The sequence below is a fragment of the Chryseobacterium sp. ON_d1 genome, from assembly GCF_006829085.1.
In the GTDB taxonomy this organism is placed as follows: domain Bacteria; phylum Bacteroidota; class Bacteroidia; order Flavobacteriales; family Weeksellaceae; genus Chryseobacterium.
Window position 1 is genome coordinate 105829 of sequence record NZ_BJTC01000003.1, and the last position, 18477, is coordinate 124305.

14 protein-coding genes are annotated in these 18477 nt (G+C 36.9%); 5 read left to right on the forward strand and 9 right to left on the reverse strand.

The features are described from left to right. Positions 1 to 56 precede the first annotated feature (56 nt). Positions 57 to 1073, forward strand: coding sequence for a class 1 fructose-bisphosphatase (fbp, locus tag CRS_RS06000; protein ID WP_142723168.1), 1017 nt, complete (start codon positions 57 to 59; stop codon positions 1071 to 1073). Then, positions 1074 to 2078, forward strand: coding sequence for an o-succinylbenzoate synthase (locus tag CRS_RS06005; RefSeq protein ID WP_142723169.1), 1005 nt, complete (start codon positions 1074 to 1076; stop codon positions 2076 to 2078). A gap of 434 nt (positions 2079 to 2512) precedes the next feature. Here the strand turns inward: CRS_RS06005 and CRS_RS06010 are convergent, their stop codons facing one another. Then, positions 2513 to 3643, reverse strand: a complete 1131-nt coding sequence (locus CRS_RS06010) for an alpha/beta hydrolase (RefSeq protein ID WP_142723170.1) — start codon at positions 3641 to 3643, stop codon at positions 2513 to 2515. Positions 3644 to 3797: 154 nt separating this feature from the next. Between CRS_RS06010 and CRS_RS06015 the strand changes: the two genes are divergently transcribed. Further along, positions 3798 to 5471 (forward strand): glutamine--tRNA ligase/YqeY domain fusion protein, encoded by a 1674-nt coding sequence (locus CRS_RS06015; RefSeq protein WP_142723171.1) that lies wholly within the window; start codon positions 3798 to 3800, stop codon positions 5469 to 5471. Positions 5472 to 5847: 376 nt separating this feature from the next. On the opposite strand, the gene CRS_RS06020 is transcribed toward CRS_RS06015, so the two are convergent. The 3 genes from CRS_RS06020 to CRS_RS06030 all read right to left on the reverse strand — a co-directional run bounded on the left by CRS_RS06020 (position 5848) and on the right by CRS_RS06030 (position 9679). Beyond that, positions 5848 to 6744, reverse strand: a complete 897-nt coding sequence (locus tag CRS_RS06020) for a 3-hydroxyacyl-CoA dehydrogenase (RefSeq protein ID WP_142723172.1) — start codon at positions 6742 to 6744, stop codon at positions 5848 to 5850. Positions 6745 to 6782: 38 nt separating this feature from the next. Then, entirely contained in the window at positions 6783 to 8711 is a 1929-nt protein-coding gene (locus CRS_RS06025) for an oleate hydratase (RefSeq protein ID WP_142723173.1), read from the reverse strand. Positions 8712 to 8800: 89 nt separating this feature from the next. Continuing rightward, positions 8801 to 9679, reverse strand: a complete 879-nt coding sequence (locus CRS_RS06030) for an AraC family transcriptional regulator (RefSeq protein WP_142723174.1) — start codon at positions 9677 to 9679, stop codon at positions 8801 to 8803. Between the two features lie 288 nt (positions 9680 to 9967). On the opposite strand from CRS_RS06030, the gene CRS_RS06035 reads away from it, so the two are divergent. Next, positions 9968 to 11149: an MFS transporter gene (locus tag CRS_RS06035; RefSeq protein WP_142723389.1), complete on the forward strand. Its 1182-nt coding sequence runs from the start codon at positions 9968 to 9970 to the stop codon at positions 11147 to 11149. A 90-nt stretch (positions 11150 to 11239) separates the two neighbouring features. Here the strand turns inward: CRS_RS06035 and CRS_RS06040 are convergent, their stop codons facing one another. Then, positions 11240 to 12205, reverse strand: coding sequence for a YpdA family putative bacillithiol disulfide reductase (locus CRS_RS06040; protein WP_142723175.1), 966 nt, complete (start codon positions 12203 to 12205; stop codon positions 11240 to 11242). Positions 12206 to 12336: 131 nt separating this feature from the next. Here CRS_RS06040 and CRS_RS06045 point away from each other — a divergent pair, with 131 nt between their 5' ends. Continuing rightward, entirely contained in the window at positions 12337 to 12978 is a 642-nt protein-coding gene (locus tag CRS_RS06045; RefSeq protein ID WP_142723176.1) for a hypothetical protein, read from the forward strand. A 63-nt stretch (positions 12979 to 13041) separates the two neighbouring features. On the opposite strand, the gene CRS_RS06050 is transcribed toward CRS_RS06045, so the two are convergent. The 4 genes from CRS_RS06050 to CRS_RS06065 all read right to left on the reverse strand — a co-directional run bounded on the left by CRS_RS06050 (position 13042) and on the right by CRS_RS06065 (position 18467). Next, on the reverse strand, positions 13042 to 14331 hold the full coding sequence (locus CRS_RS06050) for a glycosyltransferase family 4 protein (protein WP_142723177.1): 1290 nt from the start codon (positions 14329 to 14331) through the stop codon (positions 13042 to 13044). A gap of 221 nt (positions 14332 to 14552) precedes the next feature. Next, on the reverse strand, positions 14553 to 17093 hold the full coding sequence (locus CRS_RS06055) for a YfhO family protein (RefSeq protein WP_142723178.1): 2541 nt from the start codon (positions 17091 to 17093) through the stop codon (positions 14553 to 14555). A 31-nt stretch (positions 17094 to 17124) separates the two neighbouring features. Then, on the reverse strand, positions 17125 to 17355 hold the full coding sequence (locus CRS_RS06060; RefSeq protein WP_142723179.1) for a hypothetical protein: 231 nt from the start codon (positions 17353 to 17355) through the stop codon (positions 17125 to 17127). Between the two features lie 62 nt (positions 17356 to 17417). Next, the gene (locus CRS_RS06065; RefSeq protein ID WP_142723180.1) at positions 17418 to 18467 is read right to left on the reverse strand and encodes a DUF6263 family protein; all 1050 of its coding nucleotides are present in this window, start codon (positions 18465 to 18467) and stop codon (positions 17418 to 17420) included. Positions 18468 to 18477: the final 10 nt, after the last annotated feature.

Consider the following 18477-nt stretch of genomic DNA (forward strand, 5'->3'; position numbering starts at 1 on the left):
AATTTTCTTAATGAAATAAATTTTCCGAAATTTGGGCAAAACGTAAAAAGAAAAATATGTCAAATCAACCATTACAGACTTTAGGAGAATTTCTTATCGATAAACAGGACGATTTTCAGTATTCTACAGGGGAATTCTCTCGTCTTCTAAGTGCAATAAGATTGGCTTCGAAAGTGGTAAACAGAGAAGTGAATAAAGCTGGAATTGTAGATATTACAGGGGCTGCAGGAAATCAAAACGTTCAGGGAGAAGAGCAGCAGAAACTTGATGTGATCGCTAATGAGATTTTTATTACGGCTTTGTCTCAAAGAGAGGTTGTTTGTGGTATTGCTTCTGAAGAAAATGATGATTTTATTGATATTAAATGTGGTGAAAACGGTCATTTAAGTAAATATGTTGTATTGATAGATCCTTTGGACGGATCCTCCAATATTGATGTAAATGTTTCCGTAGGAACTATTTTCTCAATCTACAGAAGAGTTACTGAGCCTGGAACTCCGGTACAGCTGGAAGACTTTTTACAGAAAGGAATTAATCAGATTGCCGCAGGTTATGTTATTTATGGGTCATCTACCATGATTGTTTATACAACAGGAAACGGAGTCAACGGATTTACCCTGGATCCTTCTTTGGGAACGTATTATCTTTCTCATCCTAATATGACTTTCCCAAAAACGGGTAAAATCTACTCCATTAACGAAGGAAATTATATCAAATTCCCGCAGGGAGTAAAAAATTATCTTAAATACTGCCAGATGGAAGAGGGTGACCGTCCTTACACTTCAAGATATATCGGTTCTTTGGTAGCAGACTTTCATAGAAATATGCTGAAAGGAGGAATTTATATCTATCCTTCATACTCACAAGCTCCAAACGGTAAATTAAGATTGCTGTACGAATGTAATCCAATGGCATTTCTTGCAGAGCAGGCAGGAGGTAAGGCAACAGACGGATTCAGAAGAATTCTTGAAGTAGAACCTACAGAACTCCACCAGAGAATTCCGTTTTTCTGTGGAAGTGTAGAGATGGTAGAAAAAGCAGAAGAATTTATGCGTATTGACAGCGTAAAATAAATGGAAGCAACGTATTTAAAATATTTATTACAATTTAAACGCCCGAGTGGAACATCTCGCGGCGTTTTGCTTGATAAGGAAACCTTTATCCTGACTGTTTCTGAACAAGCAAATAAAGGAATAGGAGAATGTGCCGTTTTCAGAGGGTTGAGCTTTGATGACAGGCCTGATTACGAAGAAAAATTACAATGGCTTTGTGAAAACATCAATCAGGATAAGGCTATTCTTAAAGAACAACTGAAAGAATTTCCATCAATCTGGTTTGGATATGAGCAGGCTATTCTGAATCTTAGAAATGGTGATCATCTTTACTTTCCAAGTGAATTTACCGAAGGTAAATCTGCCATTACCATTAATGGACTGATATGGATGGGAGATGAAGAATATATGGAAGAGCAAATCCAGGATAAACTGGAAAAAGGTTTTCACTGTATTAAGCTAAAAATAGGGGTTGACTGGAATTCTGAATACACCATTCTTCAGAAACTAAGACAGAAATTCTCCAAAAACCAGCTGGAACTTCGGGTAGATGCAAATGGCGGTTTCAGTAAAGATGAAGCGGTGGTTGTTTTGCAGCAGCTTGCCGATCTTCATATTCATTCTATAGAACAGCCTATCAAAGCAGGAAACTGGGATGATATGGCAGAATTATGCGCAAAAACTCCTATTCCGATTGCATTGGACGAGGAGCTGATCGGGATTATAGATGCTGAAAAAAAGAAAAAACTCTTAGAAGTAATAAAGCCTCAGTATATTATTTTAAAGCCTGCTTTGGTAGGAGGTTTTTCCGGTTCGGATGAATGGATTTCCCTTGCTGAAAAGCATAATATAGGTTGGTGGATTACTTCAGCTCTGGAAAGTAATATAGGGTTGAATGCTATTACTCAATACACTTTCACCAAAAAAAATCCAATGCCACAGGGTTTAGGTACCGGATCTTTATTTGTTAATAATTTTGAATCCAATCTGGAACTCAGAAATGAACTGTTAAGATTCAAAATATAATCGCAGGAAAATTAAGTAACATGATAATGGACATAGTGCACATGATCTCCAGTACCTAACATCTGGATTCCAATTATTACATCCAAGAGGTGACCTTTCTTTTAATTTTATAATAATTTATTTGATATTTAGCCATAACAATACATTCTTACATTATGTATGTAAAAATTATTATAATTCGGATAGTTTCTGTTTAAAGTAATTTTTGTTCGAATAAATTACGGTTTTAAAAGTTGTTATTCAGTTAAATCACATCTTTTACGAAGATGGCTTTTTTTATATAATTTAATATAAAAGAAACCTTTTTTTTAATCTGTCCCATAATAAAATATTGTAATTCCCTAATGTATGAATTAGCAATCTTTATGCCATACTATAGAGCTAAGCTAATTTTAACATAGAGTTTATTTTTTTAGAGTTATTTTAATTATTTGTTAAGAAATAATTGTAAAGGTGTTTTCGTTTTCTTTAGTTCTGTTGGTAATGAGATTCCTGTCTATTCCGTATAGATTCTGGAAAATATCATGCTGAACCTGAGAGCTGGAAAGATACCCCCAGTGGTTTCCCACTTCATATTTAAAGCTGCTCAGAAGATCATCCTTCACAAAAGTGCAGTCTATAATAGACACAATATCTTTATATCGGTCAATATCACTTGGACCATTTTTTCCAAGTCTTGGGGTCAGTATATTTTTTGAAAACTGCGAAATTCCCAGAACGGCATCCTGTCTGTTTAAGTAGATAGAAATTCTGTTGGCCAATAATGGCAGTTTATTAAATGCATCCTCGGAATCTTCAAATACTTTATAGCTCACATCGGCGTTCAACAGTAAAACCTGGTCGATAACCCGTAGGATATTCTCTCTTTTAAGACTGTACAGCATACTTTGAAGCACCCTGTTTCCCATAGAATGAGCCATGATGTGAATTCGTTGATTACATGGGTTGAGATCCCGGTTGGAAAAAATATCTTTTAAAAACTGGGTATAGAAATAAAACAGTCTCATCAGAGATGTCCCGGAATTGATGCTTGATGCCTTGTCGTCAAAATAGCTTAATGGAATAATACTGCCAGATGCAGGCCAGCTAATAAATAAAATATGTTCTACAGGTGATGCCGGATTATCGATGAATATTTTCTTAAGGTCAAGAATGGCTTTTAATTCGTCATCAAAATCATACAAATAACCATGAAGAAATATCAGCACATCACTTCTGTCTTTTGTGGAAGACATATTTTTGTAGAGCTCATAGAACATTCTTTGTGTGCCTCCGAGATTATTAGCTGTAAGAGAGGATTTTTTAATTCCTTTTTCGCTCAGAAGGACATCCAGAACTTCTTCATAACCCTGTTTTTCAGGTTCGGAAAAAAGGGTGTAGTTTAAAATATTTCTATTGGTGTAATCTTTTTTCTTTTTGGCTTGTGCATTGGGCTCTTTATAGTTGTCAAAATCACACTTAGCGATCCTGAAATTAGGAATTGAATATTCATCATTGGAAAAAGAGTCTGCTTTTTCACCTTTGTGCCTGATGATTTTACGGTTGCTTAGGATATAAACGGCCATGATTGTTAATTGGTTACAATGGTTTTAGCTTTTCCTAAATTAACAAAAAATATTGAATTATAACAGATACGGCTTTTAAATTATCATTTTTACAAACGCTTATTTTTCCGTAACTTTGTGAAACTTTTTTTGCTAAAAAATAAAAGCTACTTTAATGGAAGAAGAAAAAAAATCCCTCAATTTTATTGAGCAAATTATTGAAGATGATCTGGCAAACGGGCTGAAGAAAGATCAGATCCGTTTCCGTTTTCCCCCTGAACCCAATGGTTATCTGCATGTAGGGCATACAAAAGCCATCTGCATCAACTTTGGTCTGGGTGAAAAATACAACGCTCCTGTAAACCTTCGTTTCGACGATACGAACCCTGAAAAAGAAGAGCAGGAATTCGTAGATTCTATTAAGAAAGATGTTGAATGGCTTGGGTTCAAATGGGATAAAGAATTGTATGCATCCGATTACTTCCAGCAGCTTTACGATTGGGCAGTCCAGTTAATCAAAGAAGGGAAAGCTTATGTAGATGAGCAACCATCTGAAGTGATTACCGAGCAGAGAAAGAACCCTACAGAACCGGGGGTGGAATCTCCGTACAGAAACCGACCGGTTGAAGAATCTTTGGATCTGTTTGAAAGAATGAAGAATGGAGAATTTGAAGAAGGAACAATGTCACTCCGCGCAAAAATCGATATGGTTTCACCTAATATGAATATGCGTGATCCTGTGATGTACAGAATTCTGAAAAGACCTCATCACAGAACAGGTACAACATGGAAAATCTATCCGATGTACGACTGGGCACATGGTGAATCTGATTACCTTGAGCAGGTTTCCCACTCTTTATGTTCATTAGAGTTTGAAAATCACAGACCTCTTTATAACTGGTATCTGGATCAGGTATATGATGAATCGAAGGTAGCTCCTAAGCAGAGAGAATTTGCAAGAATGAATGTTTCCTATATGATTACTTCCAAAAGAAAGCTTCAGAGACTGGTCGCCGAAGGGGTAGTAACCGGATGGGATGATCCCAGGATGCCCACTATCTCAGGGATGAGAAGAAAAGGATTTACTCCGGCTTCTATCAGAAACTTTATTGAGAAAGTAGGAGTTGCGAAAAGAGAAAATCTTATCGAAATTCAGTTGCTTGATTTCTGTGTGCGTGAAGATCTGAATAAGGTTGCCAAGCGTGTGATGGCAGTAGTAGATCCAGTGAAATTAGTGATCGAAAATTATCCGGAAGATAAGGAAGAATGGCTGGAAACTGAAAATAATCCTGAACAGGAAAATGCTGGAACAAGAGAAGTGCCATTCTCAAGAGAAATCTATATTGAACGTGAAGATTTCAAAGAAGAAGCTAACAATAAATTCTTCAGACTTAAATTAGGGGGAGAAGTTCGTTTGAAGTCTGCTTACATCATCAAAGCCGAAAGAGTGGAGAAGGATGAAAATGGTGAGATTACAACGATCTACGCTACGTATGATGAGAAGAGTAAATCAGGAAGCGGAACAGAGGAAAGTTTGAGAAAAGTAAAAGGTACTTTACACTGGGTATCTGCAAAACATGCAATTCCTGTAGAAGTAAGAATCTACAACCAGCTGTTTACTGTAGAACAGCCTGATGCAGAAAAAGATGTAGACTTCTTAAACTTTATCAATCCTGATTCTGTAACCACTGTGAAAGGATTTGCTGAGCCAAGTCTGAAAGAGGTTGCTATTGGGGAACCATTACAGTTCCAGAGAATCGGATACTTTACAAAAGATCAGGATTCTACAGAAGATACGTTGGTATTTAACCGTACAGTAACATTGAAAGATTCTTATAAACCTGAATAATTTTCAGGAATAGATCATAAAACAGAAACCAGGACTTCATTTGGAGTCCTGGTTTTTTGTTTTTGTCGGAAAATGCAAAGCTGTTAAAAATTTTATGCATGGTGAATATTTAAGGCGCAAGGAAATCGAAGATTTCCGGCAAATGCAACGCTTAATCAATCAATATTCTTAGTTCTCAAAATCAACAGTGTAAAATTTTATCATAGATAAAATCCTTGTGTCTTATATTATATAGAAAGGAATAATCTTGCTCCTTTGCGTTTTCCAACAGATACATATAAACCATGATCAATTCCAAGGGGGAAAAAATAAAAAAGCAAGACTTCATACAAGTCCTGCTCTTATTTAATAGTTTAAAAATCTGAACTATAAGACTCTACTTCAAAAAATCTTTGTCGCGGTATGTGGGGTTGGGATATTTATAAAATCCTTCTCCTGTCAGTACACCCAGCTTTCCTTTATCAATATAATCCTTTTTTAATTTTTCTACAGCTTTGATTTTCAATGGATCCTGAGTTTCTTCAGCTTCCATTTTGTTGATGTTATAAGCTGTTGCAATACCTACCACATCCAGGATGCCAAATGGTCCTGCAGGTGCTCCTGTGGCTACCATCCATGTTTTGTCAATTGTTTCAATATCTGATACTTCATCTATCCAAAGATTGACTGCCGCTCCGAGCAATGGAACCAATAATGAGTTGACTATATACCCCGGCTGTTCCTTCTGGATAGGTAGTGCTACCATTCCAATAGCTTTTGCAAATGCAATGACTGAATCAAATACTTCCTGCGAAGTTCCAGGATGGCGCATTACCTCTCCGGTATTGTGCTTCCAGATTTCATTCGCAAAATGGAGAGCTACAAACTTCTCCGGTCTTCCTGTATCTTCAGCAAACTGACTCGGAAGGAGAGTAGAGGAGTTTGTTGCAAATACAGTTTTTTCCGGTGCTGTTTCAGCCAGCTTATGATAGAATTCCTTTTTAATGGCTGGATCTTCAGGAACAGCTTCTATCAGAAGGTCAGCAGCTTTTACTGCTTCAGTAAGATCAGATGAATAACTGATTTTTTTAAATGTAGCATCAAGTTGCTCCTGTGTTGCACCTAAATCCTGCCGGTAAGCTTCACTTAAACCTGCAAATTTGCCTCTGGCTTTTTCCAATACTTCATCATTGATATCATATACGGTAACGTTGAAACCATGATAGGCTGTTTGGAAGGCAATCTGATATCCTAATACGCCACTTCCTGCTATCGTTATATTTTTAAAATCCATGAGATTTATTTTTATTTTTTGAAATGTGGAGTTTTGTTTTAACCTTTCACTCCTTTTACCCATTCCTGAAATCTGCTGAAGAAAGATTCATGTTCCTCTTGTTCTTCCGGACGGTTGACCAGAATATGCTCAAAATAAGTTCCTTTTAATATTTTTCTCAGGATTCCTTCTCCTAAGAATGGCTTGTAATCATTAAGAGCCTGAGTAGCTTTCAATAAATGTCGGATATCATACTGCAACGGATTGATATCCGGAACCTGTTTATTAAGGTTAAGCAGGTTGTAAACAGCTATTCTTGCAGTTCTCACAGAACTTTCCATGGTGAATACAACATCATTATTGGTTTCTACAAACTGCCCTACAAGCCCTAGGTTGGTACATCCTTCAGGAACGACCCTCGGACGGTCTCCCATCGCTCTTGGCATAAACATAGAAGTAATGTAAGGCATAAATGCAGTACGAACTATTGTATTTTCTGTGACATTATCCAGCTGATCTGTTATTCCAAGATGATAGCACAGCTCGGCAAGAATCTCGTTTCCGGTACATTGAGGCATTGTTTTTTTGATATAATTACCTTCCTTATCCATCAGTAAAGCATATACCCAAACTACAAGGATATCATCCGGCTGAGTAGGGAAGTGCGGCTGTCTGTTGCAGGTAAAACTCATTACCCAATTAGAGTCTGTAATCGTAATAATTCCTCCTGTAGCGGTTCTTCCGGAATAAGGATCATTCACACAAAGTTCTTTCAGTTTCTCCGTGAAGGCAGAAGGGTGACATGTTAATGTAGCAGATTCCCATGAAGATTTCTCAATGTGGCTACAGAATTTTTCAGGTTTACCAAATACTTCGGATTTTGCTGCAAGATTCTTCCATAGCTTCCATCCGGCACTCTGTCCTGCGCTGCTGTTGTCGATTGTAACTTCAGGAACAGTATTGTTATCTCCGTAGAAAGTGCTTTCAGTCATAGAACCGGTAGTCACAATCACATAATCATCCTTGCCAATCGGTATTCTAACTTCCTCTCCGTTTTGCTCGGTAATAATTCCTTCTACTGTTTTCCCTTCCGTGTTGATATGAATGTCAAGATCTTTTACCAAAGTATTGAATTGGATCTGTACTCCTTTTTCTACCAGAAAGTTCTTAAGAGGCGTTACATAGGTATCATACTGGTTGTATTTTGGAAAAACAAGACATGAAAAATCTTTCATTCCGTCGATAGCGTGAAGGAATCTGTGCATATACAGTTTCAGTTCCAATAAACTGTGCCAGTTTTCGAAGGCAAACATAGAACGCCAGAAGAACCAGAAATTACTGTTCAGGAAAGATTCAGAAAAATAATCTTCTATAGTAAGATCATCCAGTTCCTCTTTTTTCTTCAAGAGTAGTTTTACAATCGCCAGCTGATCCTTTTTCTCAAGTCCGAATTTACTGAAATCCTTGATTTGTCCCTGATTGTGGATCAGTCTTGCTTTGGAATAATTAGGGTCATTGTCATTGATAAGACGGTATTCATCCAGAACGCTGTAAGGTGCAGGTAGTTCCAAAGCTGGAATATCCTGGAACATGTCCCATAAATTTTCATAAGTCATATCCATTTCCCTTCCTCCCCGAATGATATATCCGTCTTTTGCGTTACCGGCTCCATCCAGAGATCCGCCTTCAATATTCAGCTGGTCAAGGAAAATAATGTTTTTGCCGGGAACATGACCGTCACGGATAAAATAGTAAGCGGCAGACATACCGGCAATTCCGCTTCCTACAATATAAATTTTACTGTTTTCATAAGACTGTAAAGGAATTCCTTTATTGCGCTGATAGTTTCCGATCTGGTCGGAAAAAGGCATTGTTTTTTCAGGAGTGTTAATCTGAACTTCTTTACTGGAATCCGGCTCGTGGTTTACTTTTCCAAACTGGTCAGAAGCTTTTAAAACTTTGTCGAATTTTGAATTGATCGTACTCATTTTATATTGTTTTTAATTAACAGTATAAAGTTACCTCTATTCACAAAGCGATATATATCCCCAAGTTCGGAATTATTATCCCCAAATTCTTATAACTGGATTTTTTCTTTAATCCTATATTCTGAAGGAGACAAGGTAGTGTGTTTTTTGAAAAAACGGCCGAAAGCTGATGCCGAATTAAACTGAAGTTCAAATGCTATTTCTGAGATTGTGATATCCGGATTTCCAAGCATGACATAAGCTTCTTTCAATAAAGCTTCATCAATGACTTCATGAGGCGTTTTTCCACTTGCTTTTTTAATGATTTCTATGAGATATTTACTGGAAATATGCATCTTATCAGCATAAAACTGAACTGTTCTCTCCCGGTTGATATTTTCCCGGATGAGTTTGCTGAATTTCAGATAAAGATCTTTCTTTCCTTCCTCTTTTCCGGGATTTACCAAGTTTTCCTGTTCTATTATTTCAGCGGTTTCGAGCAGCAGGTTAAATATAATGGTACGGATTATCTCCTCAGTGAATTTGCCCTTTTTCTTAGATTTTTTTTCAAGATAATCCAGAAGATTTTGCAGCAATGAAGAATTTTTTGCAGAGGTTTTTATGATGTTGTATGAACCTTTGGAAAAAAGATTCATTTTTTCTATGATAAAAGGATTGGAAATATTTTTAATCAGAAAGTTTTTGTCAAAGAAAAGCAGTTTCATCGTAAAACCGTCGCTTGCTTTTCCAAATTTCACAATTGTAGAAGGAGCAGCGATCAAAAAGCTGTGAACATTCACTTTATATTTCTGACGGTCAATCTCAATGTTGATTTCACCTGCAGTACAAATGCAAAGAGCATAGTAGTCCATTCTGAAAGGAGTCTTTGGAAATTCAAAAATAGGTTTACCGGAAGAAATATAGTAGGATTGGCGGCAGTCAATACTGTAAAAAGATAGTGTATCATGTAAATTTTCGTAGGTTATCATTTTTACGTGCTGATTAAATTTATTGTATTTTTTCAGAAGTTAGGTTTAGAGCTCCCGCTGTTACTGCAATTTACGGTTTTTATAAAAGTATTTGGGTTTTAAATATTAAATATTTTCAGATATAACCGACGGATTTTTTGATAGCTGTATTTATTAAAAGTATTTTAAATAAAGGCTTTTGAGTTATTTTTATCTAATTTTGCATTTTCAAATTACCCCCAAAATATTATTGTGAGATTAATAAATGTATATACGAGTTCTTTTAAAGGACTCTCGCAGGAGAGTTGGATGCTGGCGTTGGTAATGCTCATCAACAGAGCTGGCTCTATGGTACTTCCGTTTCTGGGAGTTTATATGACCAATCATTTGCATTTCAGCATTGAAAATTCGGGAATTGTACTGAGCTTTTTTGGAATAGGTTCAGTCATTGGATCATGGCTGGGTGGAATGGTCACTGATAAAATTGGTGAATACAGGGTGCAGAGCCTGAGTCTGCTGCTCAGCGTTCCTTTATTCTGCCTGATTCCGCTTTTTACAACGGAAGCCGGTTTGGCAGGAATTATCCTGGCCCAAAGTATTGTAAGTGAAACTTTCCGTCCGGCAAACTCGGTAGCGATAACCAAATATGCAAAGCCCGAAAATATCACCAGGGCCTTTTCTCTGAATCGTATGGCTGTCAATCTAGGATTTTCTATCGGGCCTGCGCTGGGGGGAATTTTATCTGCTATTTCCTATGAGTTTCTGTTTTTCAGTAATGCTCTGGCAGCTTTACTGGCAGGATTGATGTATATCTGGTTCTTTAAAGACCGGGCAAAATTAGCCAAACAGAAGGCTAAAAAGGTAAAAGATGCGGTTGTTATTAAAAAAGAAAGTTCACCATACAATGATGGTAAATTTTTGATTTACTGTGCATGCTGTATGCTGTTTTCCATATGTTTCTTCCAGCTGTTCAGTACACTGACTATATTCTATAAAGATACAGCCCATCTGAGCCAGCAGAATATCGGATATATTTTGGGATACAGCGGTTTTCTGATTGTACTGCTTGAAATGGGATTGGTACAGATTGCCGAAAAATATTTCACCTTAGCTTTTACCATGCTGATAGGGACTTTTCTGTGTGGATTTTCCTATGCCATGCTTGCCTTTGATTACAGTATGATGACTCTTGTCCTGTCTATGACCCTACTTTGTGTGGGAGAAATATGGACACTTCCTTTTATGTCGACCATTACAGCATTACGTTCAGGGGAGAACAATAAAGGTGCTTATATGGGGCTGAACGGAATGTCTTTTTCCATTGCATTTATCGTCACCCCTTACATAGGAACACTGATTGCAGAAAAATTGGGATTTAATACATTATGGATTGGAACAGGATTGCTGGCTGTAGCTATAGCTGTTGGTTTCTACTTTATCATTCCATGGATGCTTAAAGACAAAAATAAAGCTGAAGAAGAGATGACATAATGCTTTTGATTCATGAATTTTAAAATAAAAAGCTTCGGGCAATTCTACGAAATTGCCCGAAGCTTTTTAATATATATTAGTCGCTTATGGTTAAAATTTTGATATAATCGAATTAATAATCATATTGGCATGAATCCTGGAGTTTTCAATAAACCATAAATGAGTATCTTTTCCCCCGCACACAACTCCCGCAAGGTAGAGATGGGAAATATTGGTTTCCATGGTTTGAGGATTATAAAAAGGATTCAGACAGTCTCCGTTGAGTTCTATTCCTGAATTCTTCAGAAAATCAAAATCCGGAAGGTAACCGGTCATGGCCAATACAAAATCATTTTCAATTTCATGGGTTTTTCCATTGTTATCTTTAAAAACGACTGTGTTTTCTTTAATTTCGATCATTTCTGCATTGAAATAGGCTTTAATGCTGCCCTCTGCAATTCTGTTTTCTATATCCGGTTTTACCCAGTATTTTACACTTTTTGAAATCTCAGAATGACGGATGATCATGGTAACTTCAGCTCCTTTTCTGTACGTTTCCAATGCTGCATCTACCGCAGAATTACTGGATCCTACCACCACTATTTTCTGTCTTGCGTAAGGATAAGGTTCTGTATAATAATGTTTGACTTTAGGAAGATCTTCACCGGCAATATTCATAAGATTTGGAATATCATAAAATCCGGTAGCGATGACTACATTTTTGGCCAGGTAGTTTGCTTTGGAAGTCCTGATCTCAAATATTTCATCCCTTTTCGAGACATTCAGAACTTTTTCATACAGATTGATATTAAGTTTTTTCTGTCGCGCAATTCCCTGATAGTATTCCAGAGCTTCCTGCCTTCCCGGTTTTGGAGCGGTAGAAATAAAAGGAATCTCATCAATCTCCAGCTTTTCAGCAGTGGAGAAAAAACGCATGTACAAAGGATAATTGTAAAGAGAATTAACAATGGTTCCTTTTTCTATGATTACATGACTAAGATTGTTTTTTTGAGCTTCAAGGGCACAGTTCAAACCTATAGGCCCCGCCCCGATAATCAGAATATCCAACATTTCCATATAACAAATGTACGATGTAATTTTTAAAATAAGAACCCTGAATCCCTCAACTCTTATAATCTTTATCTCTTTAAATTATATATTTCTTGGCATCAGATTTGGTGTTTTCTACCCATTGCAAAATCTTAAATATGAAAAAATTATTGATTGCTGTATTCATTATGAGTATCATTGTAGCCTGTAAGAAAGAGGCTGGAAAGCCTGTCCCGAACGAAACAGATTCTATTGCACAAAATAAAACAGATAGTGAGGGTACCGTTCATAGTAATCCTAATAAGGAGGTCACTTTGAAACAGACTAATGATGAGGTTTTGAGAACCTTGAAAGATAAAGATTATGCCACTTTTGCTTCTTTGATTCATCCGGAAAAAGGGGTTCGTTTCTCAATGTATGCTTTTGTTAATCTGAAAGAAGACAAGCATTTTTCTAAAGCAGATTTTGAAAAATATCAGCCTACCAAGACCTTGTTTACCTGGGGAGCGCATGATGGTTCCGGAGATCCTTATAAAGCAACGATCAATGATTATCTTGGGAAATGGGTGTTTTCTAAAGATTTTACAGCATCACAATATTCACTGAATAAATTTATTGGCGGAGGTAATTCTCTTAACAATTTAAAAGAAATTTATCCTAAAGATGATTTTACAGAAAATTATATCAAAGGAAATGAAAAATCAGCCAATATGGATTGGAAAACTCTTCGTTTTGTCTTTGAAGAGTTTCAGGGGAAATATTATCTGGTTGCTGTTGTAAATGATCAGTGGACAATATAGAAGTTAGAAGTTAGAAGCTGACGACTGAAATAAACTTCCAGCTTCTAACTTCCTTTCTTTATATTATAAAATTTCAGTCAGTTGACGGGTCAGATTTTTTCTTGAAAACTGTTCAATATGCTGGGTGTTTTCAAAAGGGCTGTCATTTTTCCACAGCTCATATTTTTCAAGAATAAACTTTTTAATGGTTTCTGTGTCCTGATAACCAAAATGTTTTCCTGCCTGCGTTTCTTCCAGGATTTTGGCAACATCAGCCTTGTCCGGACCAAATGATAGGATTTGCTTTCCTGAAGCCAGGTATTCAAATATCTTTCCGGGAATGATTCCCTTTGAAGATTCATTGGGAAAGTTGGTAATAAGAAGCACGTCAGAATGCTGCATTTCCTCTATAGCTTTTCCATGCGAAAGATATCCAAGATTAAGGATGTGATTCTTCAGGCTTGAATTTTCGATAGAATGCAGGATTTTATCATCAATTCTTCCTACAAATTTTAATGTAAAATCAGCGGCAAATTCTGTGTTTTCCTTTATCAGTTCATCCAGTACTTTCCAAAGATTTTCCGGATTTCTCAGCTGTTCCAAAACACCGATATAACTTAGCGTGAATTTATTTCCTTTTTTTAGTTCTTCTGCTTTTTCACCCGAATCGCTTTCATCAAATCCATTCGTGATACAAACAGCATTGGCTCCCGCTTTCCTGAAGTTTTCGGCATCGGTATAACTCGTCGCCAGGGTGATGTCTGCATTCTTAAATACTGCATTTTCCAGCTGGCGGTGTTTTTTGTCCGAACTTTTAGTTAATTTCAGATGTTTGTAATAGGAAATCTCTGTCCATGGATCACGAAAATCGGCAATCCATTTAAGATCCTGTAGTTTATTTTTGAGCCCTAAACCAATCAGGTGAAGAGAGTGGGGAGGGCCTGAGGTTACAACCGTATCGATGTTATTTTCTTTCAGATATTTTTCGAGGAATTTAATGGATGGTTTTACCCAGAAAACCCTGGCATCAGGAATAAAAAAATTACCTCTTACCCAAATTGAAAGTCTGGATTTCCAGCTTTGATTTTTTCCGACATCAAACTGTCCGGCCTTAAATTTTTTATTGCTTTTATTCAGTTTTTCAGCCAGCTGATAAGGTTCCCATATTTTGGTTCTCACCATTTCAATGTTTTTCGGAACATCTTTCATCAGGGTCTCATCCAGCAATGGATAGCTTGGATTTTCCGGAGTATAGATGATGGGTTTCCATCCAAAATCAGGCAGATATTTTGCAAACTTCAGCCATCTTTGAACACCAGGACCTCCCGCAGGAGGCCAGTAATAGGTGATAATCAATATTTTCTTCTGTTCCATTTATTTAATTAATGGTCTTTGTCATTCTGAACGAAGCGGAGCGCAGTGAAGAATCTCACTCTATCTCTTCATTGAGAAATTTCCAATCTGGATTGAATCCCTGTATATCAACATAGTAATTATGAGTGCCTAACGTTCTCATGTTTGATTTTTGAGATTCTTCATTACGTTATGCTTCGTTCAGAATGACATTGCACTATATTTTTTGAGCTTTCCTATTATTAAGCGTTTTGTTCAGCTATAATTTCTTTTTTCCTGTTTTTGTTGATCCAGAAAATTCCAAATGCAGCCAACAGGATAAATAATCCGAATGAAAGAAGAGAAACCCATTTTCCTTTTTCAATGACTTCAGGTTCAAATACCATTCTGATATGGTGGTTTCCTGCCGGAACATGCACCGCACGAAGTAAGTAATCTGCTTTTATATAAGGAACTTCTTTCTCATCCACCAGAACTTTCCATCCATGAGGATAATAAATTTCAGAGAATACTGCCAATTGAGGAGTCTTCGACTGAGATTTAAATTCAAGCTCATTGGGCTGATATTTTGTAAGATTGATAAATGCTGTAGAATCTGCCTGAACCGGTTTGTTATCAAAATATGATTTATCAGAAGATGCAATCACAGCTGTCCTTTTATTATCAATAGTCCCGATAGATTTAATCTCCTGATTAGGTGTATCCACAAACTTTAAATCACTTACAAACCATGCATTTCCGTTAGCTTTTGGATTAGGAACAACCTGTGGCTGCTCTGGACCTCCGAAAACCATGTATTTAGCATTCAGCAAGTTTAATACATTGGGGGTTTTTACACTGTCAATGCTATTGATATATTCATTTAATACATCATCATATCTTCTTAATTTTACAGCATGGTACCCCCCAATAGAAGCTTTAAAATAAGAAGTATTGGTTTCACTTGTTATGCCCAGTGTCTGGTTGTAAATTCTATAATGGGTTTTGTCTTTTTCAGCAATGGTTTCCAATGTTTTGTTGATATTGACATTGGATAAAATGGATTCCAGATTTGGATTTCCCTGAACTTTTTCAGCAAGCAGATCTGAGCTTTCAGTCTGGAAAGGGTTTTCAGCAAAAATTTTATCTACATAATTTTCGTCATTCAAATAACGCTTGTTTACAGTCCAAAGGTCAAATAAACTTACCACTCCGATTATTATCAAAGCAATATTCTGGCTGAGTTTTTTCTTTAAAACAAGGAATAGTGCTGCTGCCGCAATTGCTACATAGATAAATGCTTTTATGGCGTCTATTCTAAATAGTTTATATCTTTCATCTACAAGATAATCAAGCAGGAAAGGAGGGAAATACGTTTTTTCGTTTTCTGTTGCAAATCCTAATAATGATTTTCCAAAGACTAAAAGAATCAATAAAAATCCTAATGTTCCTCCTCCCACATAAAGAAGGATTTTCTGTTTATATTCTTCAGTCAGTTTTTCATCGGTGAAGAATCTGTATAATCCAAGGATTGCGATCAGAGGGAACAGTAATTCCACAACAACTAAAATGGAAGAAGGTGCCCTGAATTTATTGTAAAACGGTACATAATCGATAAAGAAATCAGATAGCGGCATAAAGTTGCTTCCCCAAGCCAGTAAAATAGTAAGAACAGAAGCTCCTAAAATCCAGTAACGGTATTTTTTCCAGGCGAAGAAGAATCCCAGCAAGGCAAGAAAACATACAATCGCTCCCTGATAGGCAGGCCCTGAAGTTCCCGGCTGGTCTCCCCAGTAGGTTACCCCGCTGAAGCCTTTGGAAATTCTATCCATTTCAGCCTGCGAACCTACATTTTCCTGAACCAGTTCCTGAACTCTGTTCATGATATCTTTTCCTTCAGGTTCCTGGCTTCCACCACCCATCAATCTTGGGATAAAAAGGTTTAAAGTTTCAAGTTGGCCATAGCTCCACAGCAGCATACTTTCCTTATCCATTCCGGATTTTCCTGAAGTATGGCTTTCGTTGGTTAGAATTTGCTTTCCACGAACTGTTTCTTTTACATATTCTGAATTGGCCATGATTCTCTGCGAATTCATTCCCACTCCGATAATACATGATGCCGCAATAATTCCTGATGATATCAGGAAATGCTTCATCGGTGTTTTTTTCTGGATGGCTCTGATCAGCTCGGAAAGGAATAAAAATCCTAAAGCAAGGAACAGATAATACGTCATCTGCGGGTGATTCGCTGCAATCTGAAGCCCCATGAAAAGGGTGGTGACAATGAATCCCCAAATGTATTGTTTCCTGATATAAACCAGTAAAATTCCGGCCAGAAGCGGAGCAAAATATTCAATAGTATTTACCTTTCCGTTATGTCCGGCTGCAATAATAATATAAAAATAGGTTGAAAGTCCGAAGAAAGTAGCTCCTAACAGGGCATATTTCCAGTTTCTGACTACTACCATTCCTAACATGAAAAAGCCTGCAAACAGCAGGAAAAGGTAATTGACAGGCCTTGGCATAAAATTCAGATTGCTGTCGATTTTTTTGATGATATCGCCTTTAAACTGGCTTCCCATTTGATAAGTTGGCATCCCTCCAAACATGGAGTCACTCCAATAGGTTTCATTTCCGGTGTTGGCTCTATAGTCAAGCAGTTCTTTTGCACCACCTCTATATTGTACGATATCATGCTGGAAAAGCTGTTTCCCTGTAAATACAGGAGTAGAATATAAAAATGCTAAAACTATAAATATGACTAATGAAACTGCAATATAAATTAAGCTCTTATTTTTTGCCATGCTGGTTATTATCTTTTATTTCCTGGAATTTTTACCTTTTGTCATTACTCTCTTTTACCTCTTCGTAGTCTACAGTTTCTGCATCCCAGTTAAGGCTCTGGTTGTTATTCTTATTCGAGTTGTGTATGTCCTGCTGTCTTTTATTCTGGTCATCATTGTTGAAACGATAGCTGTAGAAAGTCTTGAAGAAGATTCTTTTAAGAATGTTCCAGACAAAGAAAATAATAATGGCAGTGAGTACTAACTCAAGAATGTACTTCATAATGTTTTTTGTTTAAAGTTCAGTGTTTAAAAGTTATTTTAAACACTGAATGTTTATTCAAGTTATTTAGCAGATGGGTTTACCATTACCGAAGAATTGGAAACGCTTTTCATAGACTGAGACTGCTTTCCATCGGAAATAGTTTCTATCTGAGTTGTTTTTACGTTGATATTCTGGTTGGTAATCCATCCTGTACTTTCGTCAAACTTAATGGCTCCGTTCTGAACCAGTTCACTGCTCAGGCTGTGAGTAATCGGTCCCTGAGCTTTCTTCTCTGTTTTCTTAGGAATTCCTCCGGTTACTGCAATTTCTGCTATTCCGTTTCCTAAGCTTTTCAGTACATAATTCGATGTTACTTTTACATTTCCACTTGGGTCAGCACTTTCGGAAGTTGACCACTTTTCACCAATTTTCACTCCTTTTTTAGGAATAATCATCAGGTTTTTATGGAATTGATCTTTCAGTACTTTTTCATTGAATGACTGTTTAAGGCTTGCTACTACGCTTGCTTTTTCATTGGCATCTTTGATCAGCGTACCTACTGCATTCCCAACTTTTGTGTATACAGCATCAAATCCTGTAATAGAAATCACATTCCCTTTCGTATCCATCTTCATCTGAAGTTTGTTTCCGGTAAGTGCTTTGTTGACATTCCAGATCATTTTAAGATCATCTTCTTTAGGAAGAGGAAGTTTAGTATCTACGATTACTGTTTTTCCCTGTGCAGACTGAGAGTTTCTTTTCGCCACAAGATTAAGGGTCATCTCATATACATTTCCTTTAATATCATCTACCACGAAATTCATTTCATCTGTAGATTCACTTGTTGCAGTGATTGATTTTCCCTGAGGGTCAGTCATTGTCTTTACATCTCTCTGATAGGTGGTAAGAGGATATGTTTTTCCTTTTTCAAGCTTGAAAGTCTGTGTGATAACTCCCGAAGAGTCCTTGATAGCCGGGTTTTCGGAGACTTTCGCCACAGAATCAGCAGGGACTTCTACAGTGACCGTTTTTCCGGTTTTAGGATCTACTTTTGTTATTTTTGCCGTTTCTTTTTTACAAGATACAAGGGCTATTGATGATATAAGCGCAAGCGCTGCAATGTTCTTCATTCGATGTTTA